The organism is Spirosoma aureum, from assembly GCF_011604685.1.
GTDB classification, from domain to species: Bacteria; Bacteroidota; Bacteroidia; order Cytophagales; family Spirosomataceae; genus Spirosoma; species Spirosoma aureum.
In genome coordinates this window covers 4290878-4316869 of record NZ_CP050063.1, presented here as the reverse complement: position 1 = coordinate 4316869, position 25992 = coordinate 4290878, and the positions used below count along the sequence as shown (strand labels likewise).

The window sequence follows — 25992 nt, the reverse complement described above, 5'->3', positions numbered from 1 at the left end:
TCAAAAGCAGCGCAGATCATAGGGTGCTTTTGATGAAGTAATCTTTGGAAGCATCTATTCACTTCGCAGGCTCTTGACCGGGTTCAGCATGGCTGCTTTAATAGCCTGATAACTGACCGTCAGCAATGTAACGGCCAGTGCCCCTAACCCGGCTACGACAAAAATCCACCACGACAGTTCGGTACGATATTGGTAATTCTGGAGCCAGTCCGACAGCACATAGTACGAAATGGGTGCCGCCAGACAGAAAGCCACCAGAATCAACAGCACAAATTCTTTCGACAGCAACCCCCAAACGTTGAACACCGATGCGCCGAGCACTTTCCGAATGCCGATTTCCTTGGTTCGTTGCTCAGCCATAAAGGACGCTAAGCCAAACAGTCCCAGGCAACTTATCAGAATGGCCAGCATGGCAAAACCACCCGCCAATCGACCGATACGTTCTTCGTTGCCGAATTTCCGGGCATACTGGTCGTCGACAAATTTGTAGTCGAAAGGTGCGTCGGGGCTGTAGCTTTTAAACACCTGCTCTATTTTTGCCAGCGCTTCATGGGCCGATAATTTCGGGGCTAAGCGTAGGTTAATTGTATTGACATTACGGTAATTAACTACAAAAAAAGACGGGTTGACGGGCGCAAACGGGTTTTCTTTCACCATGTCTTTGACGACACCAACCACTGTATATTCCTTACCACTTTGCCGAATAATTTTACCTATTGGACGTTGGAAGCCCATTAGTTTTATGGCCGCTTCATTTAAGATCATCGACGAACTATCTGTCGTAAAATCACGGGAGAAATCCCTGCCTTCTTTCACCTGCCAGCCGATCGTTTTGCCATAGTCATGCGTTACATAATTCGACATCACCAGTGGCTTACTGTCGGCCTTTTTGCCCTTCCACGAAATATCGGTTGTGCCTCCAGACTGCGTTGTTATCGTACCCGACGATTCTGACATACCTGCCACGGCTCCTGTATTAATCAAATCAGTACGCAGAGTCATGTAATGCCCGAACAGTTCAGGCACATTCATCCCGATTTCAATCAACCCATTGCGGCTATAACCCATCGGGCGATCTTTAGCGTGTTCAATCTGCCGAAATACGATAATGGTGCCGATGATGAGGGTAACTGAAACCGTAAATTGAAAACCGACCAGCACTCGCCGGGGAACCGTAGCCGAACGACTGGTTCGCATGAGGCCCTTCAATACTTTGATGGGCTGGAAGGAGGATAAGTACACTGCCGGATAACTACCCGCAATCAACCCCGTTAGCAGGCTGAAGCTTAGTCCAGCGATCCAGAACAGCGGATTTGTCCACAGAATGACCATCTTTTTCTCAGCCACCTGATTGAAATACGGCAACGTAAGCTGTAGGAACAGAAGGGATAGACTAAAAGCCAGCATCGCCATGAGCAGCGATTCGCTGAAAAACTGCGCAATCAGTTGACTCCGTAACGATCCTATCGCCTTGCGAATGCCAACTTCCTTGGCGCGTTTCTCGCTTCGGGCGGTGCTCAGATTCATGAAATTGATGCATGCCAGCAACAGTACAATAACACCAATACTGCCAAATAGCCAGACAAACGTAATGATTCCTCCCGTATTGACTCCGTCCTTAAAATCGGAATATAGGTGCCATTTCGTCATCGGGTGCAGGAAAAATTCGGGTTTGTAGCCCGGTGGATCATCCCGCTTCATTCGGATATCCTTGATCTTGTCCGATACTTGGCCGAAATCGGCCCCTGGTTTGAGCTGGGCATAAATCTGGTACGAATTGGAGTCCCATTGATCCCGATCGCGTTTGCCACCTTCATCGTTAGCCGCAAAGAATTTCCAGGGAACCAGAAACGTCACGTCGTTGAACGTATTATTGGCCGGAAAATCTTCGTAAACGCCCGTTACCTTCACCGATTGTTTATTATCCAGTTTGATCAGCTTATTGAGCGGGTTTTCGGTTCCAAACATGGCATTGGCAAGTGATTCAGACAGGAGAATCGAGTTGACATCATTGCTCCCAAACCGTGTACCGGACAGGATGTTCAGCGACAGCATATTGATAAAATCAGGCTCGACATAATTGCCTGTTTTCATTAGTTTTTTCTCGCCAGCAGCCAGAACAACATAGCGTGTTACTGACAAACCAACCGATTCGAAATCCGGGTATTTGCTCCGTAGCTCCTGTGCCAGTGGAATCGGCATCACGTCGTAGGACGATTTCTCAACGTCGAACTTTACAAACTGCCAGAGTTTGGCCAGTCGGTCGTAGTTTTTAAACTGCTTGTTGTACGAGAGTTCGTCATAGATCCAGAGGCCAATGAGCATAGACACGGTCATACCAGTGGCCAGTCCGAAAATGTTAATGAACGAATAAACCCGGTTCTTGGACAGGTTACGAAAGGCGATTTTGAGGTAGTTGCGGATCATAGCAGGATGGAGTGATGCGAGTTGAGGATACGGGGCCGGGTTGCCGGTGCGGTAGTGCGGTTTAGAAAAGAAGGGATTTAGGTAATGCAGGACGGCCCAGCCATACTCTCGTCGGGCTTGCCTGAGTCCTACCTGAGCGACACGCTTGTAAAAAATTTCCTGCAAGTCCCCCTGCACATCTTCCAGCAGATAAGACGAAACGAACCATTCCAGGAGTCGATCGGCCCAGCGGGGCGGGTCAGTCTGTTCTCTATTCATTGCCATCGGTTGATGTCGGATCTGGTTTAGCCACTAATGAGTTGAAGTTTGCCATCGGGAATAGCCTGCCAGAGTTGTTGACGCATGGCCTGAATCTCCAGCAGGGCTTTACTGCCCAGGGCCGTTAAAGCAAAGAACCGCTTTCGCCTTCCTCCCCGCTCGGCGGTGGCACCACCCAGCTGCGAGGATAGATAGCCTTTTTCTTCGAGTCGGTACAGGGTTGCATGAACCGCACTGATGGTGATGCTCCGACCTGTCTGCTGTTGAAGTTGCTCCCAGATAATGACCCCGTAGGCTTCTCCCCGACAAGCGGCCAGAACAAGTAAAACAACCTCTTCAAACTCTCCCAGAAAGGTTCTTTTCATGGAATTAGATGTTATTTGGTTTGTTATAATAAAGCAAAACAAATCTAATGCCAACTAACTGAATATGGTTATCAGGACCATTTGAGGCCCATTTGAACTAAAAACCCTACCGTTAACTCGTCCAGAAACGGACAAAACCTGTACCATTATGGACAGTACCATCCACTTCTGAATTCGTTTTTTACTTCTCAGGCTGTTGCTGTTCTGTCTGCGAAATCTGATCAATCTGCGCTTCCATGTGGGTAATACAACCGGATTCTTGTTTCGTGTAACGGCATGCTTTCAGGGCCGTGCTCCCACCCCTGGAGCTAAAAAATTATCTTGATCCTTCGCATCGTCTACGAAATTGATACAACGAAATAAGCCCGAACCTATGCAGATCCGGGCTTATTCAATCGTCGTTTCAGAAACCTAATTCATACTAGTACTCGGCCAATTTAAATCGATAAGGTTTTTGAAACCTTATAGGTTTGTCATTAACCCCATTCATGACTAGTACTCTTCCAATTTAATGGTTAGATAAAAATAGCTACCTTTCCGACATGGGCCAAATCGCTAAACCGTTTGTGCTGTCGGAAGCCGATCTCACAACGCTTGACCAACTCGTTCGTAAAGGGAAAGACGCTGCCCGTAAGTTGACCCGAGCCAGAGCCTTGCAGTTTTCCCATCAGGGGCAACACCCACTACAGATTAGCCAATCGTTGGGTATCAGTCTGGCCACGGTCTTCAACTTGCGTAAACGCTTTCAGCAAGAGGGTTTGCAAAGAGCCATTGGTGAGAAAGCCCGACCCGGCCAACCCCGCAAAGTGACCCCCCAAGTGGAGGCTCATATCACTCAAATCGCCTGTAGTGAGGCTCCTGATGGGCGTACTCGCTGGACAGCAAGTCTGATTAATGAACGCTTAGTCAAACTCGAGATCCACATTGATGACGAGTCGGTACGTTTAGCCCTAAAAAAAGTAAGCTCAAGCCATGGCTCAAAAAGCAATGCCGGGCCGCCGGGCGGTGCATCGGGCAAGTAGATGGTGAATACTTGGCCAAAATGGAGAACGTTTTGGCCGTTTATAACCAGCTAACTCCACCAGGCCGAGCGCGGTTATGCTTTGATGAACGACCGTGTCAATTATTGGATGAGGTGATAGCAGCCCGACCCATTCAGCCGGGAAAATCCGCTAAAGAGGATAATGAGTATGTCAGAAAAGGAACGTGTGTGGTATTATTAGCTTATGATACGGACACAGGTCAACGCTACACTCAAGTGCGCAAGCAGCGCACAAAGGCCGATTATGCAGAGTTCATGCATCAGATAGTGACAACTTACTATGCTGATGTTGAATACATTGATTTGGTGCAGGACAATTTGAATACCCATAAATATGGTTCCTTTTATGAGCATTTACCGCTAGCCCAAGCCCGATTATTGAGTCGCAAATTGGTGTTTCATTATACCCCTAAGCATGGCTCTTGGCTGAACGCAGCGGAGATCGAATTTTCGGCATTGGCCCGCCAGTGCTTGAATCGGCGCATTGGCAGTCTGGAGGAATTGGAGCGGCAGGTCAGCTTTTGGGTCAGTGAGCGCAATCAACGTGCCGTTAAGGTGCATTGGAGTTTTACCCCAGCTACGGCTGAGGATAAACTCAATCGGTGGTATGAGCAAGTCAATCCAGCTAATAAGGTAGATTGATGTAAGGATTAAATTGGATGAGTACTAGTATGTATAAACTAGAAATTGGAAGAGCGCTAGGTTCAAACTAAAATTACGACGCTAGTTGCCTAATCAGTAACCAGGGTTTTGTTTGAGCTATGTAGAGACATTCAACACGATCTGACCAATTGAAAAAAAAGCCGTATGATCATCTGCATCGGGATGTTTATCCCACCAGGTGCCTTTATTGAACACACCCCAGTGAATCAGGTCAGTGCGTCTGCGGCCTTCTACCAGAAATTCATGCCCCCATTCATTCAGCATCTCCTGATCCGTTAACTGACTTGCACCGAGTTTATATAAACTCGGCGAACCTGCCGGATAATTTCGAGTTCGTACTGTGTTGAGCAGTACCGAGGCAGCTTTGTTACCAGCTCGGCATTTGCATTTTGCAAGTCTGATTTCTGCATAGGCCGACGAAATTTTATTGAGGTCGCTACGCGGATAATACGGATATATTACAGGAAAAATCCCCGAGTTATGATCCGCATGGTTCATATCCGATTCCTTGTACCTTATTTTTACTGGTTTCGCACCCAGAAATATACCTACCATATCCCGTAAGTACAGTGCTTAAGAGCCTTTGTTGCATCTGGCGGTTTCTGCCTTCCTGCTGGAATGGGAATAAGGCAAATAGCTGTGTATTGACTGAGCAAATTCTTCCAGTCATTCAATTACATTAGGATATGTCCAAAGGTCTTCGAAATCAGCTTCCGCCAACGATTGATAAGGTCGTTCTTTTCGGACGAGTAAGTGTAGAATTCGGGTTTTAAGTGCCTTTAACAGATAATAGCGAACGTTGTCAGGGGTTGAAAGCCGTGTTCGCTTGACCCAGATTTCAGTAAAGACATCATGAACGCAGTCCAGAACAAATGCTTCAGAAGCGGCTACCAGACTCATTCCATAGCGATACATGGCTCGAACGTGCAATTGGTAAAGTTGCGTGTAGGCCTCCTCGTCTCCTGTCTGAAAGGCCTGCAAAAGTTGTTTTTCATCCACTTGTTGAGTTCCTCGTTTGCCTTCGCTTAAGTCATCGCTATGTCTGGCAATCTTATTCAGCGAACCTGTTGTTCCACAGAATGATCCGGTCAAATGAATGGCTACTTTAGACGTATTTTCGACTAAAACCTATCCGATAAGCTATCACAACACAGCGCATCTAAAAGGGCAACAAATGTAGTGGTATTCTAGCAGACAGAGAATAGTTATAGAATCCCTAAACCGACCTCAATCAATCTCACTTGAGAATAAAGCGTAAAATTTTCATAGCCGGTTTTTTGAGGGGTGCCACGGTTTCAAACCGTGGCACCCTTCTGAGCGAAACGCCTGTCATTATGTATGTATAACCAGATACCATTTATTTCAATATGGGCAATTCAATGACTGAGTTATCATATACACGGTGAATCGCTTTACTAAAATCGTCTTTCTTCGCCTTATAAATATTCTCGACGTACTTCTGCGGGTTTCGATCAATCAGCGGAAACCAGCTACTCTGAACCTGAATCATCAATCGATGCCCTTTTTTGAAGGTGTGCAGTATATCCTGTAGCTGGAAATTGACGTCGGTTATTTCACCTGCTTTAAAGGGTTCCGGCTTTTCAAACGAATGCCGAAATCGGCCACGCATAACCTCCGATCGAACCAGTTGCTGATAATTTCCAAGTGTTTTAGCTGGATTGGCCAGATAAGGGTGTCCCGGCTCATTGGGCGGATACACATCGATTAGCTTTACTATCCAATCGGCATCAGTGCCCGACGTGCTAACTTTTAACTTTGCATTAATTACACCACCCAGTGTCAGATCCTCAGTCAACACCTCCGTCTGATAAGTCAGGACGTCAGCGCGCTGGCTGGCGAACCGCTGGTCGGCCGACATATATGTGTTCAGAGGTGTAAAATCATCTAAAGTCGTTTTCTCTTCTGAAAATGGAACCGGGTTCATCGGGTCACTGACGAACTCTATATATTTATTCCCGCTACCGCCCTTCGCAGCCAGTTTATGTTCAGTAGTTAAGTAAATCGGCCTGGTTTGCATCGAAGCGGCAGGCCATTGGTCAAAGGTTCGCCATTCTTTTTTACCTGTGTCGAATAAATAGGCTTCGGGTAAGCCCGTTTTGCCATCACCAGGCCCCTTCAGAAAATGATTAAAGAATCTGGCTTCGATATTCCGCTGGTAAAAAGTGGCGATACTATCTCCAAAATAAATATCCCCGTGCAGGCTATGGCCTGTCTCATTCGACCAGTCGCGATGGCCGAATGGGCCCATCACCAGGGTATTATAGACGCCCGGATTATTTTTTTCGACGGTTTTGTAGATGTTAAGCGGACCGTATAAATCCTCGGCATCGAACCAGCCTCCTACGGACATCAGGGCCGGTTTAATGTTTTTGAGGTGCGGAATAATGCTGCGTTTCTGCCAGAATTCGTCGTAGTTTGGATGCTCAACGGTTTCCTTCCAGAAGAAATTAGTTTTGTAGTATTGATTGGCATTGGTTAACGGCCCCAACTCATAATGCCACCGAAAGCTGTCCTGAGTGCCAGCATCGATGAACTGATCGGCAAACCAGGCTTTAGTGGTCGGTTGTGGACGACGTACACCAAATAGTGGGTAGGCAAACAGTGCCATCTGGACAAAGGCTCCATTGTGATGAAAATCTTCAAAGAAAAGGTCAGAGACAGGCGCCTGCGGTGAAGAGGCTTTCAAGGCCGGGTGAGCCGCTACGGCTCCGGCAATCGTGTAAAAGCCAGGATAACTGATTCCCCATTGCCCAACCCGGCTATTGTTGTTCGGAATAGTCTTCAGGAGCCAGTCAATGGTATCGAAGGTATCCGAACTTTCATCAATGGCCGGAGCCAGTTGCCGAACAGGTGTCTTAATTTTTGGTGAATTTCCAGCCGAAACGAATGGTTTTCGATCGCTCGTAACCGGTGTCATATTCGTAAAATTTCCTTCTGATGCCCAGCGCCCACGCACATCCTGATAGACGAAAATATACTTCTCACGCATCAACTGTGCTGAAGGCCCTACCTGGTCAGGGTACACATCGGCCCCATAGGGAGCCACGCCGTAGCAGGTACGGAATAAGAGTATCGGATATTTTTGGGCTGGAGAAGCATCCTTGGGAATGTAAACGGCGGTATGCAGTCTCACCCCATCGCGCATTGGAATTTTATATTCCACCTTCCGGTACGAATTGCGAACGAACTGGCCTGATTGAGCAAAGAGAGCCGACTGGAAAAGGACACTCAGCAAGACCCCTACGATACAAACGATTTTAAGCATATTAGGTATAAGCGATCACGATCTCGAACTACCCTCTTTGTGCGCTGAGTCTGGCTTTAAGCCTCGTTAATTCTCCCAGGAGTCGGGTTTCGCCGACCGTTGTTTCCGGGGAAAGCTGTTCGGCGATGCGAACAATCTCAAAATTCAGAGTTTCAATCTCCGTTTCCCGTTTATTATTTATGTCGACCAATGTTGAGATGAACTGACCGTCAGAGAACTTACTGATAGTGATCAGTTTATCCTGGACGGCTTTAGCTGAAAGTTCTACACCGGCTGCTGCTGCAACCTGAACACATTCTTTAATGATCCGTTTTGCCAGAGCAAGTACGTCGGCCTCCCGGTGAAATACACCATTATCAATGTCCAGCAAGGGGCAAATGGAATTGAAAACGCTATTGATTATTGCCTTTTCCCAGATTACCGGCTGGATGTCAGGCTCAGCTTTAAAGGGAAATAAGGGACTATTTATTTTTCCGACAATCGCATTCAGATCTGCCTCAGTGCCATTAATCGGGCCAATGGGAGAAATGGTTACAGGCTTGTAGCGAATGCTGGTTTCTGATAGAAGCTGGCTGGTGGTAAAGAGCACACACCGGTAAAGATGGGGGAAACCTGCCTTTATAAATGGTCGTTCAACACCCAACCCGTTCTGCAACAGAACAAGGGGAGAACAGCCAATTTTATCGATCAGCTTCACCGCCAGGCCTGCATTCCCGAACGACTTGCTGGTGAGCAGGATAATGCCTGTCAACGTGGGATAATTGCTCAGGGAACCACATTCAATCGCTGCATTAAGCTGCGAACCATCACTGAGCTGGAGTGTCAGTATTTGCATAAATGCCGTTCCATCGTCCGCACGGCCATTGATAAGTACCACTTTTTTTTGGGCGTGATGAAGGCAAACGGCCAGTGCCTTACCGATTGCGCCCGAACCAACGATATAGATGATGTCACTCATATTGGTTGAAATAGATCAGATATGATAATCAATCCCGACGATTGGAAACCCAAATGCTTAATAATTGCGAACAAAAGGAAATCCTGGGATATAATAAGCAATAACTAGGGTCAAATCATGCAGCGATATAATTCCTCAACGAAAGGCTGTGGATATGTACTGTGAAACATGGGATGTCCCTCAACGAATGGGACAAAGATGGGCAAGGCGTTGGGAGGAAAACAGATGCAGTTTTTATAAATTCGGGCAGACCAGATTTAAGTTGATCTCATCATGAATCTGAAAGTCGAGCCCACCCCTACGCTTGTTACCGGCCCACACAGCTCCTTCCACACCAATACCACCAATCGTCTTAATGCCCGAACAAATGAGACTACGATAGATGCAGGTACTTGTCTATAAAAATCTGGGAATTGACCGACAGCTGAAGCTGTCGGTCAATTCCCAGTCAAGCAACGTATACCCAAAGCACAATTAACCAAAGCCTTCCAGTTTATTCGCTTTTGAGACTCCTGACTGGGTTCAATAAAGCGGCTTTGATGGCCTGGTAACTAATTGTCAGTAAGGTGATTGCCAAAGCTAGAATCAGCACGACTATAAATACGCCAACCCCAATCGTTATTTTATAGGTATAGCTTTCCAGCCATTGTTTCATGGCATACCAGGCAATCGGCGAAGCGATCAAACAGGAAAGAATTACTAACTGAACAAAGTCTTTGGAGAGTAACCCCCAAAGATTGGTTACGCTGGCTCCCAGTACTTTGCGGATCCCAATTTCTTTCGTGCGCTGCTCGGCCATGAACGAAGCCAGACCAAATAAACCCAAACAGGAAATGAAGATAGCCAGCAACGAAACAATGGCCGACAGGTTGCCAATAAGTTCTTCGTAATTGAATTTCTTTTCGTACTCCATATCGGCAAACTTATAATCGAACGGAAAGCCCGGATTGTATTTATCAAAAATGGGCGTTATTCGTTTAATCGCTTCCGAAGGGGCTACGTTTGGGTTTATTCGTACCGAAATTGTACCCACCCAATCTTTTTCAAAAATAACGGTCAATGGTGAGACAGCCCGATAGGGCGATTCCATCATAATATCGGGCAAAACACCAACGACTATTCGGTCACTACCATTCCATTTTACAAGTTCGCCTACGGGATGTTTCAATCCCATTCGTTTTACGGCCGCTTCATTCAGAAGTACCCCTACTGAATCGGTACTAAAGTCTCGGGAAAAATCTCGTCCTTCCTTAAGTTTAATGCCTATTGTTTTGGTGTAGTCATAACTTGTGGCAATCGTTTTGAACCCTACTGATTTATCGTTGGGCATTGAACCTTTCCATTCCCATCCATTATTGCTACTCCATATCTGAGTCGGTGGCGAATTGGTTTTACAAATAGATGATACCATTCCCGAAGCCAGCAATTCGGCCCGAAGTGGTTCGAAATGATCAATTAAATCGTTGGAGGAATTTACTGAAATGAGTCCTTTATTATTAAAGCCCACTGGCCGATTTTTGCCGTGCTGGATCTGCTGATAAATGATAATGGTACCAATCATCAGCACAATCGAAAAGGTAAATTGTACGACGACCAGAATTTTTCGGGGCAACGACGCATTTTTCCCGACATGGACACCCCCTTTAAGAATCTTGACGGGATTGAATGACGACAGGTAAAGCGCGGGATAACTCCCTGCCAACAGCCCCGTAAATAGAGTAAAAATCAACAGGATTCCCCAGAAAAGCGGATTCCCAATCTGAAGAACCAGTTGTTTTTCGGTAAGCGTATTGAAGTAGGGCAGAACAATAAATACCAGGCCTAAAGCCAATACCAAAGCCATCAGGGCAATCAAAAGTGATTCGCTCAAAAACTGACAAATAAGCTGCTCCCGGCCTGATCCAATAGCTTTTCGAACGCCCACTTCTTTGGCTCGTTTTTCGGAACGGGCCGTGCTGAGGTTCATAAAGTTGATACAGGCAATCACTAAAATAAATAAACCAAAAATGCCAAACAGACGCACGTATTTGATAAAGCCACCCGTATTTTTACCCTCAGAAAATTCCGAATATAGCCGCCATTTTGCCATGGGATAAATAAATACTTCGGGCTTCGTACTCTTTTGGGTAACCTCGTCATTTATAAGATGTTTTAATACGATGTCCTTGATTTTGGCATTCGTTTTTTCGGGGGTTATACCATCCCTGAGCTGGGCAAATACCTGGTATGAATTATCAGCCCAGTTGGCTTCTGCCCTTTTTATATAGTCGGTCCGTTGGGCAGCCTGCAAATGCCAGGGCACCAGATAATCAAACTGTAATCCAGCATTTTTGGGTTGTTTGGCTACGACGGCAGTTACTTTTAAATCGACCGTGTTATCCATTCGCACGGTTTTTCCGATGGGATCCTGATCACCAAAAAGAGCCTGGGCAGTTTCGTCTGTAAGTACAATCGAATACGGCTCTTTCAGTGGGTTTTTATCCCCATTTAATACCTGTAACGAAAACATATCGATAGCATCCTGACCAATGTAGTGTCCATCTTTCAGGAATTTCTGATTGCCCACTACCAACGAACGGTTGGATCCCCAATCGCACATGGCCGTTGCTTTAAAGTCGGGGTACTTGGCTTTTAATTCGGCGCCCAATGGAAATGGTATCGCATCCTGAGTCCCTCTACGACCATCGAAGGTTTGGTTCATTTTGACCTGGTAGAGGGTATCATAATTTTTGTGGTGCTTATTGGCCGATACTTCATCATTGATCCAGAGGCCAATCAGCATCGCCACCGCCATGCCAACGGCCAATCCGCCGATGTTAATGGCCGAATAGGACTTATTTTTGACCAGATTACGAAAAGCGATGGTTAAATACGAGCGGATCATATCAGGATGGAGAAAAGGTTTAGGAACGTCCGTGAATTTCGAGTAACGGGGTTTGAATTGGGGAGTTGGTTCCCCTCGCCAGAGCCGGGGATGCAGCAGCAGTAGTAAATCCACTATGTACAGGAGCCGGGCTTTGGCATAACCGTATCGCTGACCTCGCTTGTGGAACAGCTCATCCATATCCCCCTGAATCTCTTCCCGTAGATGAGGGGCCGTGATTCGTTCCAACAGGCTTTGCGCCCAGCGGGGGGCTTTGGGTTTCCGATTCATGCTACACCTCCTCCAAACGCTGCTTTCGGAATATCGGCCCATAGGTCGTTTCGGATTCTTCGTGCTTCCTGCAACACCTGCTCACCGGCAGCGGTTACCGTAAATAGTCGTTTACGCCGACCTCCCCGTTCGGCAGTAGACTCACCGAATCGAGAGTTTACGAGTCCTTTTTCTTCGAGTCGTTGCATGGTGCGATGAACGGCCCCTAAACTCATGGGACGCTCTAGTCGCTGCCCGAGTTCTTCAACGACTGCTACACTGTAAGCGTCATCGTAGAGAAGGGCGATGGTCAGGAGTACCAACTCCTCAAATTCTCCTAACTGTGTGCCTTTCATGCCTAAGCGGTAAAAGTTTTGGCTTGTGCTTAGCTGCCAGATGTATGATACTCTTTTGCATAGCAAATAAGTCGCCAACTTAGCAAAAAGCCATTTAGAGCGTGCAGTGAGGCTTTTTGCAGTGTGAGACAATCCGATCAATGTCCGTTAATGGACATTTCCTGTACGATTCAGGACAGCGTTATGAAGAGCTTTGATTTGGTTAGGAAAGTTGTCCAATTTCGATCAGCAGCGTTATTGAGTTAAGACGGGTAAATAGACGCTAAAGGTAGCTCCCTGACCGGGCAGACTCCTGGCCGTGATCATTCCGCCATGATTAGTAACCACTTTTTGGCAAATCGCAAGGCCTACACCTGTTCCAGCAAACTCATCCTTGCCATGTAGCCGCTGAAATACCTGAAAGATGCGGTCCAGGTATTTTTCATCAAACCCAATTCCATTATCAATCACGTCAATACATTGGTAAAAGGCAGCAGGTCTGGCTGGCTTTGGTAAGCCTTCCAGTTCCGTAGTCGGTACCCGGTGTGCCCGTACCAGAATCCGGGGAGGCTGCTGCGTTCCCGATCCATCGGTACGACTAAACTTGAGCGCATTACTCAGTAGGTTCTGAAACAATTGCTCCAGTTGCGTTGCATCGCCATGCACTATTGGTAACTCACTCACAACCAGTTCCGCGTTGGTTTCTCCGATGGCTATTGCCAGGTTATCCAATACAACAGCAATAACCTCGTTCAGAGCCACCGAATCGGTGGGGGCCGGACTGGTCGAAATCCGGGAAAAAGCCAGCAGGTCTTTGATGAGTCGAGACATCCGTCTGGCCGCTAACTGCATCCGCTCCAGATGAGTCCGTCCCTCCCCAAGGGATTCACCATACCGGTTGATTAACAGATCACCAAACTGTTGAACCTTACGCAATGGCTCCTGTAGGTCGTGAGAAGCAATGTAGGCAAACTGTTCCAGGTTCTGATTAGAACGGGTGAGGAGGAGATTTGCTTCTTCAAGTCGTTGATTAGCCAACATCACTTCTTCGCTGGCAGCCGTTAGTTCTTCGTTATTGGCCGCCAGTTCTTCATTGATGGCTTCCAATTCTTCAGTACGCTGTTGCACCTGCTGCTCGAGAGCAAGTTGTAAATGCCGCTGCGTGGTCACATCCTGTACTGTACCACTAATTCGATAGGCCACGCCCTCTTCATTGAAGTAGGCTTTGCCCTGAGCCCGAAGGATACGTTCCTGGCCTGTGTGTGCAGCTTCTACTGTATATTCGATATCATAGACACCCGTTGAGCCCGGCACAATCGCCCGCGCAATCGATTCCTGGATCAGGGGCAAGTCTATTTTCCGGATGGCCGCAACCGATTGTTCCTGGGTGATGGGTCCAGCAGCATCCAGACCGTACCAACTCCTAAGCCGGGGAGAATAATCGATCTGGCCCGTAAACAGATTGATTTCCCAGGTGCCTAACTGGGCCAGCTCGATAGCCCCCTGAAGGGCTGTTTCAGCTTCTTCCACTTTCTGGCGCGCTACTACCTGCCCCGTTACATCGGAGGCCGTGACGATAACACCGTATACATTCCCGGCAGTATTATGTAAGGCTTTGTAGATACAATCGTAGTACGCCCAATCCACTTTTTCTGAGTGCATTACCTGTATTTTCACTTCGGGTTGGTAATACGTTTCTCCCAAAGTAAACACCTGTTCAAGCGGCTGTGCGAGGGGCGTTTCCATCAATTCGGGTATAGCCTCCCGAAAGGTTTTTCCAATGATGGTTGCATCTCGTCCCAGCAAAGTCAGCATCTTTTCGTTAACCGTGCGGATGATCATCTCCGGCCCCACAAAAACTACCTTGGCCACTGGTGAATGGTGAAACACATTCCGGGAGAACAGCTCACTTTCTTCCAGTGTCCGTTGGGCCAGCATTTCCGGTCGCCTGTCCCGCATCACAGCGCCCACTGCCACGGGCTGTCCACTATAGGGATCATCAATGCGAATCGTGTTATTAAAAACAGGAAAGATTTCGCCCGTCTTCAGGTGGCGCACCAGCATCTCTCCGGACCAGCTTCCGGTATTCATCACGGAGGGAAGTACCTCTTTTTCAACTAAATCAAAATGTTCCGGTGCATGCAGTTGAGCAATCGGAGTTTGCTGAACCTGTTGAACATTCTCGAAGCCCAGCATGGCTATTCCTGCTTTATTGATATAAGAGTTTTTGCCATCCAGTTCCAGAATAGACATTAACTCAATACTATTATCGACCAGGGTAAGCAGTTTTCGTTCCATTTCCTGGGCAGCCAGTTCGGGTCGTAAGTCCCTCATGGTGAAGCCTCTTCCCAGGGGTTTTCCGGAATAAGGATCATCGATCCGGATACCACTTGCCTGACAGGGAATTGGCTCGCCAGTTTTAAAATGCTTTAGCTCCACTCGTCCTGTCCAGTGACCCTGACTAAGTAGGATTGGAAGGGCTACCTCCTGAATCAGACGGTAGTTTTCCGGAGAATAGAAATCTTCAACAAATTTCCCAGCTTGAAGGTAGTCTTTATCCAGTCCCACCAGTACTCGGCCTGCTTCATTGATATAGGTAAGCCGTCCCTCTAAATCGGCGATGGCCATAAAACTGAGGCCATTATCGACCAGTGCCAGCAATTCCTGCTGTTCATTGCGCAAAACTACTTCCCTGGTAATTTCCTCGATGATCGAAAACAGGCTCTGAGTTTCGTCATTGAGTAGGGTTGTGTGGAGCTTAAGCCAGATCGGTTGGCCATTTTTATGAATGCAGCGAACCTGGGCATCTAGTGAATCCTGCTCTCCTCTTACTACCTTATTGAGCTGGTTTTCAAGGAGGTTTAATTCATCGGGATGCATCACCAGCCCAAAAGGATTCGTAATCGATTCATCGGGCGAGTAACCCGTTAGTTGCTCAAAGGCGTAATTGACGTGGATCACCATACCAGTTAGCCGGGTAATTACCAGGCCTACCGATGCCCTTCTAAAGGCGGTAGCAAGGTGTCTTTCTACCGGCCGAAGCGTTTGCTTCCTGCCTCGTGATGAGGTAGTCTGTTTCTTCACTAGGTTCTACTTGTTGGTAACATCTTTTTAATGTGATAAAAAGCAAAACGAACCGCTGGTATAACCTGCCAGGTAGCTAAATAACCGAGTAAGTCGGTGTTGGTAAACGATGAACTCCATTTCGTTTCCGTATCGCCAAATCATTAGGTTGCTATCACTGGTGAGCGAAAACAATTGCCGGTAAAACCATCATTTCCTTATCTCCTTTCCAGGAAAAGAGATTATAGTAGTCCTGCGTAGCCCCATAGGTAAAGCATGCTCCCAGATTCTGCGGGCAAGTAAAATGAGTTCATCTCGTGACTGAAAGCCAGTATTACCCAGTTCTCAATCTTCGTTGGGCTGGAAGTGATGAACAGCCGTACCTGTTACAAGCCCTATTCCCTCTTTTACCTGCTCAGGCGTTTGCTTAACCCGGTATGAGTCGTCGGTCAAAAAAATCTGAGAGCCCGATCTATAGGGAATAATAGCGGTGATTGCGGCCACATTAATAACTACGGCAATATCCTGAATAGTAATAAACTCAATAAAGTGTGTCATAACTCTGATTAGGGTAGCAATAAAGGTAACAAAAAACGCCCACTCTCAAATTGAGTCAGGCGTTTGATAGTCTATATCGCTTCATTTGTAATGACACCATTAAGCTAATTCAGCCGGAAACACAGGCAATAAATACTCGATGAAAAAGCCAGACCTCGTTTGAAGCCTGGCTTTTTCACCACCTGAATGACCCAATTCCATCAATAATAGACCATGATCTGTTTACGCAAACCGTGCTCCATATCGCTCTGTTAAGCGCGATACCAATAAAGCAAGCACATCGGCCGGAGGTGGACCCTTAGGAGCCTCCAGGGTTGTGGGGGCATGCTCAATTGGTTGACTGAACTCCACAAAATAGTTTGCAAAATCGCCTGGCGTTATCAGAGTCAGCATACGTGCCTGTTCGGTCTGAAGAGTAAACAGGTGTTCAATGTTGCGGGGCGCAAACACCGCATGACCAACCTCACCATCGATTACCTGATCACCAATCTCGAACCGAATGGCGCCCTCGAGAATGTAAAATGTTTCATCTTCGCGGGTGTGCAGATGACGGGGCGGTTCAGCTCCTTTTGGCAACGTAATGTCAATGATTGAAAAACTACCGCCGGTCTGCTCTGGTGAGATAAGTACTCGAAAAAAGCCACCATTGTAGGCACGCAGGTCATTCGCCTGGGTAAAGGAAGGTTGTTCAGTTAGCATTTGTTTAGTAAAAAAAGATTCTTTGTGTTGGTAATTAGTTTACTGAAACAAAGTTGGGCAAGAAGCGCAGCGAACTCAACGGTGACCTAAGTGAACTAACGGTATAGGAACTCTAATTGCGTTTTTTGCCGGTTGAACTGATTTGAGGTCTGTTACCGGTTTATCTGTATTCCAGTCCCTCTCCTATTGATCTCCCTCTACGATTTCTCAACATTTAACGGCCTGATCCGTTAGCTAGTTGAGTAACCGTGATTAACTACCAGCCAGAATGAGCAAAGACTCGGAAAAATTGAAAGTAATCTTTTATGAAGCTGCCTCAGAGGGCAAACAAAGCGGTATTATCGCGGATGGGTATTTCGGCTTTGTGCCAACTTTTAAAGAAGGGGATGCGATCAATATTACTATTGCTCAACGCAAGTCGGGTCAGGCAGCCGTTCGTAATCCGATTGGCCATAAAACGCATCGCGTACTGGCCACCGATTGGGTTGTCATGATTGATGAGCTATCTAAAGAAGCACTGGCAACGCTTATCGTTTCAGTATCGAAGATCGACGTGACGCCATCGTCAACACCACTGGCAGATAACCCGACCCAGAATTAAGCTCCAGGTAAATCGCCATCTGACTGATGAATAGTGCTAAACAAAAACGCCCGGCTTCAACCTGAACCGGGCGTTCTGCATCTATCCACATCGCTGACAGCTAGGTGCTGTCAGGTTACTTAAACTTTAAACCGCTTATAGTACTACAAAAGGGCTGAAACGTACCAGTAAGTTAGCGATAGATTTTAAAATTAATTCAGACAGGCCCTCCCAGGTCCCTCCCTGTACAGTAGACTCCACAGATTTTTTTGAGCATTGGAAGGCCATACTGCCGATATCAATAAAAAAACGCCCAGTCTCAAGATGAACCGGGCGTTCGATGTTCTACATCATTTCTTTGTAACGACACCAGTAAAAGTAACTCAGCTAGCAACACAACTCATTAATTTTCAATGAAAAATCCTGACTTCGGGCTGAATCAATCCGGTAAGTCAGATGAAGAATTATAAGTGTAGTCCATTATACTGACCTTCATTTCCCAACGTGACGTTTACTTCCAATACCGAATTGTAACTGCTGGTCTGGTTTTATGCACTCACTATACCGGGAAATCAATTTCGCATCGGCAGACTAAGGGTTTAAAGCCTGCTTCACCTCTTCTGACTAACCTGTTTATGTTTAACAGGACAATAGATAGGAATACAGGGCTCCTGCTCTGGCCAATGGCTGAGCAGGACTTATTCGCTTTCTTTCCAACAGTTAGCAGTCAATCAATTCAGAATACTTCGAATAAGTTAAATCCATAGTTCCAGTTCCACTGATGGCCGAAGGAGGATTTTACTACTACTCTCAGTTTTTATTGATACTCTCCCAGCCGTATTATGAACCCGAATCATGATAATCGTCAGTATTACTGGGTCATTTATATTCTCCTGTTTATTTTTTTCTTGCTTTCAGTGCTGTTTGTAACGCTACGAATGGTTACCAGGTTCTGGTTGTACTGTCAATAATATAATCTTTAACGAATGGTTAGCTCACAAAAAAAGTACCGCAGAGCATACGGTACTTCCTAAATAAAAAAAACTATTCGCTCTATAGCTAACTATTCCTGAGTTGGTAAAGATCAAGCTGTAAACGCGTAACTTGCCTGCGACAATAAACCAGTTGATCGGTTGGCGCATGAGTTTCCCGCAAATAGTCCTGTAGTTGAAGCCATTCGTCCAGATGCCGCTCAGTAAGTGCCAATGGGGTTAAGTCAGGCTCCTTTTGGAGCAGGGTTCCAGCAGATTGATTATCCATGGTAGTAGATCATAATAAGTAAACAATGGAGGAGCAGATATCAGGCTAATGTTTGTCTTGTTTTATTCAATTTATTCCCCCAATGATCCTATAACTATCTTTTGAGAATTTGTTCTTATTTATAATTAAGGAAGCCATCGTTACTAATCAACTGGCCACTTCTGGTTCTGACCTTGATTTCAATATTTCTAAAATGAGTACCAACTAGTCTTCTACTATCGCATGAAGTACCTTTCACTTATCATTTGTTCTGTTATCCTGTTTGCCTGTGCGCCATCTAAAAAGAAGGTTTGCGAAAAGATTGACGACGGTATTCGTACTTACCTGGAAAAGGTTGCTTCGAAGCAAAACAAGGAACTAACGATCAATCAATTAACGACTATTGATTTTGAGATGGTCGGCGCAGGTCGACTGGATACACTTATCCAGCAAAACTATAGCCATAAAATATCCCGCTTTTTAACGCTTCAAAAGACTGCTACCAATCAGGCAAATAGTAAAGCTTACCTGGACTCAGTTAATTACTACGCCAAACTCGATTCGCTCACTTCGCTGCAAATCACCACCAGATGGCGTGACCCCAAAGTTTATTACTATTCCAAAACCATAGTAAACATGACGACTGGCGATCAGAAGCTAGTCGATACGATGCGGTATGCACTTGACAAATCCTTTAAGTTAATGCCTTTGCTCTGAAGAAAGCATGCTGTGATTGGACCCTAAATTAAGTCAGATGAAAAAGCTGGTGGTGCTGCTCCTTATAACAATTCAGACAACCAATCTTTCTGTTGGACAATCGACCGAATCGATCCTGGCCTTAAACTCGGGTTTGTTTTCGTTTCACGGAGTCTCGGCAGAAAAAAACTCTCAAATTAACCTGGCTTCCAATGGTTCAACGGGTTATACCAATAATCCTTTTGGCGCTAAAAATGGGCTTTCATACGGCTTATCCTATCAGATCCAGCATATCACCAGAGGCAATTTCATGACGGGTATTAGCATAGGCTACGAAAACCTGAGAAGTAAGTTGACAATTGACCGTGTTAATGGCTATGATAACACAGGCACATTTCAGGAAGTAGTCGCAGGACAAACCTACTTATCGAACAACCTCATTAATGCGTTCCCGTTTTTGGGTTATCGACTCAAACGCAATCAATTTTCAATTGACCTGATCGGTGGCCTTGATATTGGCTACCTGTTAAGTTCCAGAGAAAAGGGTGAAGCGACAGGAATCAATGGTAAAACATACAGTACTTCTCTGGATCGTACAGGCCTAAAAACAGATCTCAGACCCAGGGTCCAGGTGTCCGGATTTTACGGCAGAATAGGAGTCTATGCCGGTTATGCTTATGGACTAAGAAACTACCGTAGCGGTTGGGTAGGCGGTCGAAATGAATGCAACGCTGAGCTAATCAGATTTGGGATACTCTACAAATTGAAAGGGTGATATTTTCCGTCAATTAATGGTTTCTTATACGGTCTGAACCAGTTGATTGGTCGTAACCGGGCTTTGGGTTACCGGTGAATACCCAATATGCGGAGTAACCATCGTCTAAGGTTGTTCGTTGGCCCGCCGGATTCTTCGAACTGGATCGGAACAACAGATGATTCACCTGCCAGTTGCCTTTTGATGGATTCAATAACCGCATCGGCTGGCTTTTTGGATTGAATCAAACGAACCGCTTCGATGGGAATGATAATTTGCCTGTTGCCCGTTTTGGTTTTTACCCAAACCGAATAGTTTACATCGTCTTTGAGGGCATGTTCCAGATATTGGACAGCACCACCCATTCCCAGCAAGAGTTCGATTGGCTCTTTCTCAGCTTTGTAGCGTGCATTCATCGTCATCGTTTTTTTATACATTCCCGGTATAGCTTCTACCAGAAGTGCCTTGTTCTAATGACGCATGAGCAAATGAAAAGCTGCACGACTACCCCTATATCATCTGGGTTAGTTAATAATTTGGGATAAAATGCCTGGCTACTGTCAAATTTCAGCTCACAATGGTTTCCTTCCGGCCTACAGCAGCCTTATTACCCGTAGGTCACGATCTATTTTGAAATACCCGCGATCCAGAAAACCAATAATCGCGTTTAATTTGGCTTCAAATGGCGTATGCCCATAGGAAACCTTACCAACTCCTACAATATGGACATTAGTCTGGCCAGCCTTACCCCTTGCTTCTGTTAGCAGCACTTCGGGTTTGTAAGGGCAGGCAACATAGGTATCGCAAAGCGTTGCGTATTCGGCAAGAATGTTATTACAGTCCGTTTCGGACAAAAAATCGATACCGTGGCGGGGGAGCTGGTTCTGATACTCCTGTATTTGATTCATGGCTGCAATCTACCAATTTCGATTATAGCATGTTCACCAAAACGATCGAACTGATGGCAATTCGGCAAAGTTTTGGCTATAGGAGTCGAATTCCTTATGACCGCTTAAATTTTAGTTTTTGAGCCACGTTCTGGGCAATAAGCTTGCCTTGGACCCGACTTACATCACAGGATTTTCGGTAATGAATTCCACCGTAAACCCGTGAGTTACCAGCCTCAATAGCCGCTTCATCAAAGGAGTTATACGTACGGGGACTGAATCCCAGTGAATTGTAGGAATTATCGGTAAATTTATAATTGGACCCGAACAGAAGTGTGAGCGTCTGGGCTGCTGCCGATGAAATTAAGGCATGGCCCGAGGGGTATTCAGGATGAGGTGGTGTTACGATCAGTGCATTCCAGTTGGGTTTGTTCATCACTGTACGAATGTATGTAACGGGCCGCATTCCATTGTACTGATACTTTCCTTTAAAGATCGTAATACCAGCCAATGAGGTAGCTATCCCAATCTGAGCGAAAGCCTGGGCTGCAACATCTAATCCTGGCTTTTGGCTAGTCAGTACCTGATTGAGTATGGACATCCAATGGCCGCCACCAAAGCTTTTCCCATCGGGATCATCGGCCCAAAATAAGGCTATCGTTTTCTGTTCAGGGGTAAGATTCTGCGAAATATCGTACACTTCTTTGACCTGGGCATAGTACTCCGAAGCGGGTTCTTCCGAATAAGCAATCGGAGCTTCCAGCGGTGCCTCGCCAGTACTTCGAATCATTGGTCGGCATTTACCCCAATTGGGCAGAGCAGCTCCCACAAAGGCCGGAGGAGTAGACACCCACACCCCTTTGCCGACTGGTAGCGTGTAGGCAGTATTGTTATCGTGCCCATCTGTTTTTGACCAATCAAACACCGCAGTCGCTATTTTTTTACCAAATTCTGCCGAACGGGTCAGTTCATCGAGTGGCCTGTCTTTCTGATAAATGGCCGTGTTAGCTGCTTCCAGAGAATCGATGGAGGCTTTATTCGCGGGAGAGGTAGATGGGTAAAAATAGCGGGTCATGGCCGCTAAGGCGGCATTGGCACTGGCAGGCCAATAATAACTCATTGTGGTGTTAACCGTAGGTAAGGCCGGTAAACCATTTAGCTGCGGAGCAAGGGACTGATAAGCCGATAAACCCGGCACGACGGATTCGTAGAGAGCAACACCGATGTAGGCAAACCGCCTGACTGTAAATGGTGGAGGAGCCGGTGTTGTTCGGGTGACTTTAAGCTGCATGGTTACCCAGCTGGTGACCACATCGGAGGAATAAGAGGCTGCATCAGGCCCTTTGGACCGTTGAGGATCTGGATAGGTAGCAGCCAGTAAGAAGCATAGCAATAGCCCGATGATAGGCGAAAGCATTCGTCGACGGATTGTAGATTGATTCATGAGGAAGTTGCGTTTACTAATTCACTCAGAATAGACCGGCTTTAGAGTCGATGGCTTGACTAGTTGAATTCGAGAGCCCAGTTAATCAGGAAGATACACGAAGGTTGATGGCTATCAGACAAGCTTTGAGTTAACGGACGGGCAGTCCTAGCGAGCGGCCGTTTTTTCTAGATTAAACATACATTTAGGCGAGAAATCCAGAATGAATCGAGTTGAAAAAACCCAGCAACAACCAACCTTTCAAATTGAACCTATTTAACCTAAATAATAGTACTGACAAAAGACGCCATACTGACGGCTTTTTAATTAAAACCCTGCTTTTTGACTCGTTCAGAAAAGGGAAACCAAATCGCCGTATGTTAACAATCGGTCTCCTGAGGGTTTAATCTGAACTCCGTCAAGGGTGTTTCGATCATTCAGCATACCCGGCGGGCAATTTCTTTGATCGCCAGGTTAGGTAAAGAGCCAGCAAGGCTAATACAATAAGGCCGTAGGGTGCGTATCCGACGACTATTTCAATTCCCCGCGTCAGACCATTGCTCTGGCCTGTTACACGCTCGACAAGCCAGGCGAGTGCGGCAATACAAGCCAGGAAAGCCCCCATCAGCCGGATGATTGTGTATGCCATTGTCCGGCTCAACAGCATTAGCCAGGGAATAACCAGTACGATAATCAATAGCTGCATCAGCTCGATACCCAGATTGAAACCCAGAATGCTCAGCGACATTGGGCCAGCATCAAGTTGAAGGTTCACCAGCGTACTGGCAAAAGCCAGCCCGTGAATAAGCCCGAAACCAGCTGCGACCCAGGCTTCGCGGCCCGGAAAAATCGGCCGTACGGCGTGGATCGCCGACACTAGAATCGATACGGCAATCAGAATTTCGATCGGTTGCGATGGTAACCGGACCCATCCCAGCGAACCCAGCAGCAACGTTATAGAATGCCCCACGGTAAAGGCGGTAACAATCAACAGCAGCCGCTTCAGGCTGTATCGAATTCCCCCAAATCGTCCCCAACGCTGCCCAACCACCCGCAGGGGAGCGGGCAACAATAACACGAACAGAAACAGCAAATGGTCGGTGCCTTCAGCAATATGCTGGGTTCCCAGCTTTATCATCGCGACAAAGCCCGCCCACCTACTACCCGACGCAATGTTGACCGGCAAAGGCAGAATCCGGTTATTGACGATATCCAGACTGATCGTACCAACCTGCACCGGTTCAGCTTCAGCCAGTTGTCCACGTTCCCAGTCCTGTCGTACCGACACCAGAATTTTATGGGTCATAACCTGATGCAACACTACATCGTAGTAGAACATAAACTGCCGAACGTCTTCTCCAGCCGGGGGAATCATCTGCACCTGAGCCGTCAGTTCGCGGTACACGCCGTTAATTGGATTCCGTGATTCGTGAACGGTCAACTCGCCGACCGATACGTTCCAAAAACGTCCGCTGGGACTTTTTGGGCGGATATGCGTTTTCAGGTACGCCCGCAGTTGCGGTCCCAGCCGCGCCACCAGCCCCGCCGACGAATCGTTGACGGCATGCCCCCAGGCCGATTGCAGTTCAACCAGAGGAATTTGCAGTTCTGCATCGATACGATTGGCGTGGATGTTGAGCAGAACCACGGAGTTCGGCATGGGATGCGCGAAAGCCGTCTCAGGATGTTCTATCACCAATCCGAGTATAGTGAAAAACAACAGCCATCCGGAGAAACGGCTGTTGATCAGGCATAGCTGGTCCTTTAGAAAAGACGTTAGCATCATTTTATTTATCGTGGCTGCTCTATTATTTCGTACCGTCGTAGTCGGCCGGTCAAGCCATAGGAGTGTATATGCGGGTGCCCTGACTACCTGTATCTCCTTGATCTGAATACTTGATCCATATGTTCGGCCTATCAATACGAATGTAAACAATCTGTGCCGTTACATTCCTACTATCGGAGTAAACAATGAAGGGATCAGCCCGTTCCGGATTATAGGTAGCTTTTACGGTATTTGCCTCCGGGCCAGACGCTAATTACCGCCATAGTCACTGGTATGATCGCGCCAGACGGAATGGGAATGGGGTGTATTCCTGATGATGACTCCGCCCTGATACGAAAATTCGATCCACACACTCGGTCCGTCAATGCGCACATAATCACCCTGAGAACTCATAGCAGTAGTCCCTGAAAACGCTACATACGTATTTGCTAACTCCGAGGTGTATTTGGTTAGAATGGTGGCTGCCAGACTGGCATCCAGATCGTTCACGTAGAGCTTGATGGCATTTAGTACCAGCGCCTGCTTATCCGAACTTAAAGTGCCTACCTGTAAGCCCACCTTTGTCGTCGGAAACTTACCGTCCTGACCTGGTCCCAGTACCAGGTCATTATAGGAGCCTGATAGTTTGGCCGTTGTCTGCTCAGTGGTGCTCAGACCCGTCAGCAAGGCGGCAAAGGCTACCCGCTCCTGCTCAAATGCCTGATATGTACGGTTGGCTGCCGTCACAGCTGCCTGTGGCTCCGTGCCCCGAAAAGCGGGGGTGACGCCCGTGTTCGCTCCTCCGTTAAACGTGAAGGGCTGGGTATAGTGATGGCCGGTGAACAAAATTGCCCACAGGCTGCTGGTGCTGGGTGTACCTAAAAACGAAATGTAATAGTTACTGGCCCCGTAGTCAGCTCCTCCGCCGATGGTGTTGAGGTAATCATCGGCCACCAGGTTACCGATCAGTTCATCATAGCCTTCATTAGCTGCATTGAGTGACAGTACTGCCACCATCAGATTACGGAAGGCGGACAACTGCGTATCGCTGAGCGAACCTAATTTGATGCCTAATCGAGAGGACATCCCGGCCGGTAGGTTCGACCATTTCTGAGCGTTTGTTTTGGAATACGTCAGTTGGGTAGCAGCCAGTTGGGTACTGCTTAGGGTAGCTTTGAATGCCTCGGCCAGACAAACGATCTGAGCAACTCCCGTCGATCCACAGGTCGTCGTTGTGGCGGTGGCTGACAGCGTGGTCGTGATCGAGCTGGAGCTGCTTGTCGTTGATCCTGTTGAACTGGTCGCATCAACTTCCGTTGATTTACAGGATTCGAAGAGATTGCTGAAACCCAGTAGGAACAGCAGGAAAATAGTTACATTATTTCGTTTCATGATGTATGTTGAATAGATTCAACTCTGCGCCTGATTGCTTCTTTAATGAGTACTTATAACTAGTTATCGATGTTGCACAGCCGATGTGCTGCTGGGGTAAAGAGTCGAAATGTTGTGGCGAATGAGCTGTTTATGAACTGCCTGGCTCCTGGATAGGGGTCCTTTACAACGCACGAAATCTCTTATAGCACAAAGATCGACTGTAAAATACAGGCGTAGGGAAAAGAGTGGTTAACCCGTAAAGTTTGGGGGTAATCGTCCTGAATTTGTGGTGAATCCAAAAAATTCCGGGGTAAAATTAAGTCATTGACTTTTCCCGTAATCGATCGTCAATACTTCAGGTTTTCGCCCGGCACTGTGCCACGATTCAATTGATCGGTTTGGAGAAACGTGGCCCATCATCGGGCGAAAATCCTACCCTAGGTTACAAAAAAAACGCAGCAGCCTCCGAACCGGACGACCGCTGCAC

The 25992-nt window shown here is 46.9% G+C and carries 22 protein-coding genes; 5 read left to right on the top strand and 17 right to left on the bottom strand.

Features of this window, described 5'->3' with window-relative positions; translation table 11 throughout:
* Positions 1-54: 54 nt before the first annotated feature.
* Entirely contained in the window at positions 55-2691 is a 2637-nt protein-coding gene (locus G8759_RS17080) for an ABC transporter permease (protein ID WP_449448591.1), read from the bottom strand.
* A gap of 20 nt (positions 2692-2711) precedes the next feature.
* Positions 2712-3050, bottom strand: a complete 339-nt coding sequence (locus tag G8759_RS17075; RefSeq protein WP_167210010.1) for a PadR family transcriptional regulator — start codon at positions 3048-3050, stop codon at positions 2712-2714.
* Between the two features lie 542 nt (positions 3051-3592).
* On the opposite strand from G8759_RS17075, the gene G8759_RS17070 reads away from it, so the two are divergent.
* Positions 3593-4072: a helix-turn-helix domain-containing protein gene (locus G8759_RS17070; protein ID WP_167207802.1), complete on the top strand. Its 480-nt coding sequence runs from the start codon at positions 3593-3595 to the stop codon at positions 4070-4072.
* A 20-nt stretch (positions 4073-4092) separates the two neighbouring features.
* The gene (locus tag G8759_RS17065) at positions 4093-4734 is read left to right on the top strand and encodes an IS630 family transposase (protein WP_232073998.1); all 642 of its coding nucleotides are present in this window, start codon (positions 4093-4095) and stop codon (positions 4732-4734) included.
* Between the two features lie 117 nt (positions 4735-4851).
* Here G8759_RS17065 and G8759_RS17060 read toward each other — a convergent pair whose 3' ends face one another.
* The 9 genes from G8759_RS17060 to G8759_RS17020 form a co-directional block, all read right to left on the bottom strand.
* Positions 4852-5310 carry a RagB/SusD family nutrient uptake outer membrane protein gene (locus G8759_RS17060; RefSeq protein WP_167210008.1) on the bottom strand — a complete coding sequence of 153 codons (459 nt, stop codon included), beginning with the start codon at positions 5308-5310 and terminating at the stop codon, positions 4852-4854.
* Positions 5311-5421: 111 nt separating this feature from the next.
* Positions 5422-5847 (bottom strand): RNA polymerase sigma factor, encoded by a 426-nt coding sequence (locus G8759_RS17055; RefSeq protein WP_197933144.1) that lies wholly within the window; start codon positions 5845-5847, stop codon positions 5422-5424.
* 265 nt (positions 5848-6112) lie between these two features.
* Positions 6113-8041: a CocE/NonD family hydrolase gene (locus tag G8759_RS17050; RefSeq protein WP_167210006.1), complete on the bottom strand. Its 1929-nt coding sequence runs from the start codon at positions 8039-8041 to the stop codon at positions 6113-6115.
* Between the two features lie 28 nt (positions 8042-8069).
* The gene (locus tag G8759_RS17045) at positions 8070-8999 is read right to left on the bottom strand and encodes a ketopantoate reductase family protein (protein ID WP_167210004.1); all 930 of its coding nucleotides are present in this window, start codon (positions 8997-8999) and stop codon (positions 8070-8072) included.
* 493 nt (positions 9000-9492) lie between these two features.
* Entirely contained in the window at positions 9493-12153 is a 2661-nt protein-coding gene (locus G8759_RS17040; RefSeq protein WP_232074287.1) for an ABC transporter permease, read from the bottom strand.
* Positions 12150-12488 carry a PadR family transcriptional regulator gene (locus G8759_RS17035; protein ID WP_167210002.1) on the bottom strand — a complete coding sequence of 113 codons (339 nt, stop codon included), beginning with the start codon at positions 12486-12488 and terminating at the stop codon, positions 12150-12152. Before G8759_RS17035 ends, G8759_RS17040 begins: the two co-directional genes overlap by 4 nt.
* A 234-nt stretch (positions 12489-12722) precedes the next feature.
* The gene (locus G8759_RS17030; protein WP_167210000.1) at positions 12723-15551 is read right to left on the bottom strand and encodes a PAS domain S-box protein; all 2829 of its coding nucleotides are present in this window, start codon (positions 15549-15551) and stop codon (positions 12723-12725) included.
* Between the two features lie 324 nt (positions 15552-15875).
* Positions 15876-16088, bottom strand: a complete 213-nt coding sequence (locus G8759_RS17025; RefSeq protein ID WP_167209998.1) for a hypothetical protein — start codon at positions 16086-16088, stop codon at positions 15876-15878.
* A gap of 222 nt (positions 16089-16310) precedes the next feature.
* Positions 16311-16787: a cupin domain-containing protein gene (locus tag G8759_RS17020; protein ID WP_167209996.1), complete on the bottom strand. Its 477-nt coding sequence runs from the start codon at positions 16785-16787 to the stop codon at positions 16311-16313.
* A gap of 268 nt (positions 16788-17055) precedes the next feature.
* Here G8759_RS17020 and G8759_RS17015 point away from each other — a divergent pair, with 268 nt between their 5' ends.
* Entirely contained in the window at positions 17056-17388 is a 333-nt protein-coding gene (locus G8759_RS17015; protein ID WP_167209994.1) for a hypothetical protein, read from the top strand.
* 1038 nt (positions 17389-18426) lie between these two features.
* Here G8759_RS17015 and G8759_RS17010 read toward each other — a convergent pair.
* Positions 18427-18627, bottom strand: a complete 201-nt coding sequence (locus G8759_RS17010) for a hypothetical protein (protein WP_167209992.1) — start codon at positions 18625-18627, stop codon at positions 18427-18429.
* Between the two features lie 222 nt (positions 18628-18849).
* Between G8759_RS17010 and G8759_RS17005 the strand changes: the two genes are divergently transcribed.
* Together G8759_RS17005 and G8759_RS17000 are read left to right on the top strand one after the other, a co-directional pair.
* A complete protein-coding gene (locus G8759_RS17005; protein ID WP_167209990.1) occupies positions 18850-19323 on the top strand; it encodes a hypothetical protein in 474 nt (157 codons plus the stop codon).
* A gap of 37 nt (positions 19324-19360) precedes the next feature.
* A complete protein-coding gene (locus G8759_RS17000; protein WP_167209988.1) occupies positions 19361-20077 on the top strand; it encodes an outer membrane beta-barrel protein in 717 nt (238 codons plus the stop codon).
* 68 nt (positions 20078-20145) lie between these two features.
* On the opposite strand, the gene G8759_RS16995 is transcribed toward G8759_RS17000, so the two are convergent.
* The 5 genes from G8759_RS16995 to G8759_RS16975 form a co-directional block, all read right to left on the bottom strand.
* Positions 20146-20472 carry a hypothetical protein gene (locus tag G8759_RS16995; protein WP_167209986.1) on the bottom strand — a complete coding sequence of 109 codons (327 nt, stop codon included), beginning with the start codon at positions 20470-20472 and terminating at the stop codon, positions 20146-20148.
* A 177-nt stretch (positions 20473-20649) separates the two neighbouring features.
* On the bottom strand, positions 20650-20964 hold the full coding sequence (locus tag G8759_RS16990; RefSeq protein ID WP_167209984.1) for a hypothetical protein: 315 nt from the start codon (positions 20962-20964) through the stop codon (positions 20650-20652).
* Positions 20965-21058: 94 nt separating this feature from the next.
* Positions 21059-22387: a vanadium-dependent haloperoxidase gene (locus G8759_RS16985; protein ID WP_232074286.1), complete on the bottom strand. Its 1329-nt coding sequence runs from the start codon at positions 22385-22387 to the stop codon at positions 21059-21061.
* A gap of 412 nt (positions 22388-22799) precedes the next feature.
* Positions 22800-24026 carry a HupE/UreJ family protein gene (locus G8759_RS16980; RefSeq protein ID WP_232074285.1) on the bottom strand — a complete coding sequence of 409 codons (1227 nt, stop codon included), beginning with the start codon at positions 24024-24026 and terminating at the stop codon, positions 22800-22802.
* A gap of 375 nt (positions 24027-24401) precedes the next feature.
* Positions 24402-25523 carry a DUF3500 domain-containing protein gene (locus tag G8759_RS16975; protein WP_167209980.1) on the bottom strand — a complete coding sequence of 374 codons (1122 nt, stop codon included), beginning with the start codon at positions 25521-25523 and terminating at the stop codon, positions 24402-24404.
* Positions 25524-25992: the final 469 nt, after the last annotated feature.

Excerpts from the sequence above, each read along its gene's own strand:
- G8759_RS17050 (WP_167210006.1), bottom strand. The coding sequence starts at position 8,041 with ATGCTTAAAATCGTTTGTATCGTAGGGGTCTTGCTGAGTGTCCTTTTC.
- G8759_RS17005 (WP_167209990.1), top strand. The coding sequence starts at position 18,850 with ATGAAGTACCTTTCACTTATCATTTGTTCTGTTATCCTGTTTGCCTGT.
- G8759_RS17020 (WP_167209996.1), bottom strand. The coding sequence starts at position 16,787 with ATGCTAACTGAACAACCTTCCTTTACCCAGGCGAATGACCTGCGTGCC.
- G8759_RS17080 (WP_449448591.1), bottom strand. The coding sequence starts at position 2,691 with ATGGCAATGAATAGAGAACAGACTGACCCGCCCCGCTGGGCCGATCGA.
- G8759_RS17060 (WP_167210008.1), bottom strand. The coding sequence starts at position 5,310 with ATGGTAGGTATATTTCTGGGTGCGAAACCAGTAAAAATAAGGTACAAG.
- G8759_RS17035 (WP_167210002.1), bottom strand. The coding sequence starts at position 12,488 with ATGAAAGGCACACAGTTAGGAGAATTTGAGGAGTTGGTACTCCTGACC.
- G8759_RS17000 (WP_167209988.1), top strand. The coding sequence starts at position 19,361 with ATGAAAAAGCTGGTGGTGCTGCTCCTTATAACAATTCAGACAACCAAT.
- G8759_RS17045 (WP_167210004.1), bottom strand. The coding sequence starts at position 8,999 with ATGAGTGACATCATCTATATCGTTGGTTCGGGCGCAATCGGTAAGGCA.
- G8759_RS17025 (WP_167209998.1), bottom strand. The coding sequence starts at position 16,088 with ATGACACACTTTATTGAGTTTATTACTATTCAGGATATTGCCGTAGTT.
- G8759_RS17015 (WP_167209994.1), top strand. The coding sequence starts at position 17,056 with ATGAGCAAAGACTCGGAAAAATTGAAAGTAATCTTTTATGAAGCTGCC.
- G8759_RS16975 (WP_167209980.1), bottom strand. The coding sequence starts at position 25,523 with ATGAAACGAAATAATGTAACTATTTTCCTGCTGTTCCTACTGGGTTTC.
- G8759_RS17065 (WP_232073998.1), top strand. The coding sequence starts at position 4,093 with ATGGAGAACGTTTTGGCCGTTTATAACCAGCTAACTCCACCAGGCCGA.
- G8759_RS16985 (WP_232074286.1), bottom strand. The coding sequence starts at position 22,387 with ATGAATCAATCTACAATCCGTCGACGAATGCTTTCGCCTATCATCGGG.
- G8759_RS17075 (WP_167210010.1), bottom strand. The coding sequence starts at position 3,050 with ATGAAAAGAACCTTTCTGGGAGAGTTTGAAGAGGTTGTTTTACTTGTT.
- G8759_RS17070 (WP_167207802.1), top strand. The coding sequence starts at position 3,593 with ATGGGCCAAATCGCTAAACCGTTTGTGCTGTCGGAAGCCGATCTCACA.
- G8759_RS16990 (WP_167209984.1), bottom strand. The coding sequence starts at position 20,964 with ATGAATCAAATACAGGAGTATCAGAACCAGCTCCCCCGCCACGGTATC.
- G8759_RS16980 (WP_232074285.1), bottom strand. The coding sequence starts at position 24,026 with ATGCCGAACTCCGTGGTTCTGCTCAACATCCACGCCAATCGTATCGAT.
- G8759_RS17010 (WP_167209992.1), bottom strand. The coding sequence starts at position 18,627 with ATGGATAATCAATCTGCTGGAACCCTGCTCCAAAAGGAGCCTGACTTA.
- G8759_RS16995 (WP_167209986.1), bottom strand. The coding sequence starts at position 20,472 with ATGAATGCACGCTACAAAGCTGAGAAAGAGCCAATCGAACTCTTGCTG.
- G8759_RS17040 (WP_232074287.1), bottom strand. The coding sequence starts at position 12,153 with ATGAATCGGAAACCCAAAGCCCCCCGCTGGGCGCAAAGCCTGTTGGAA.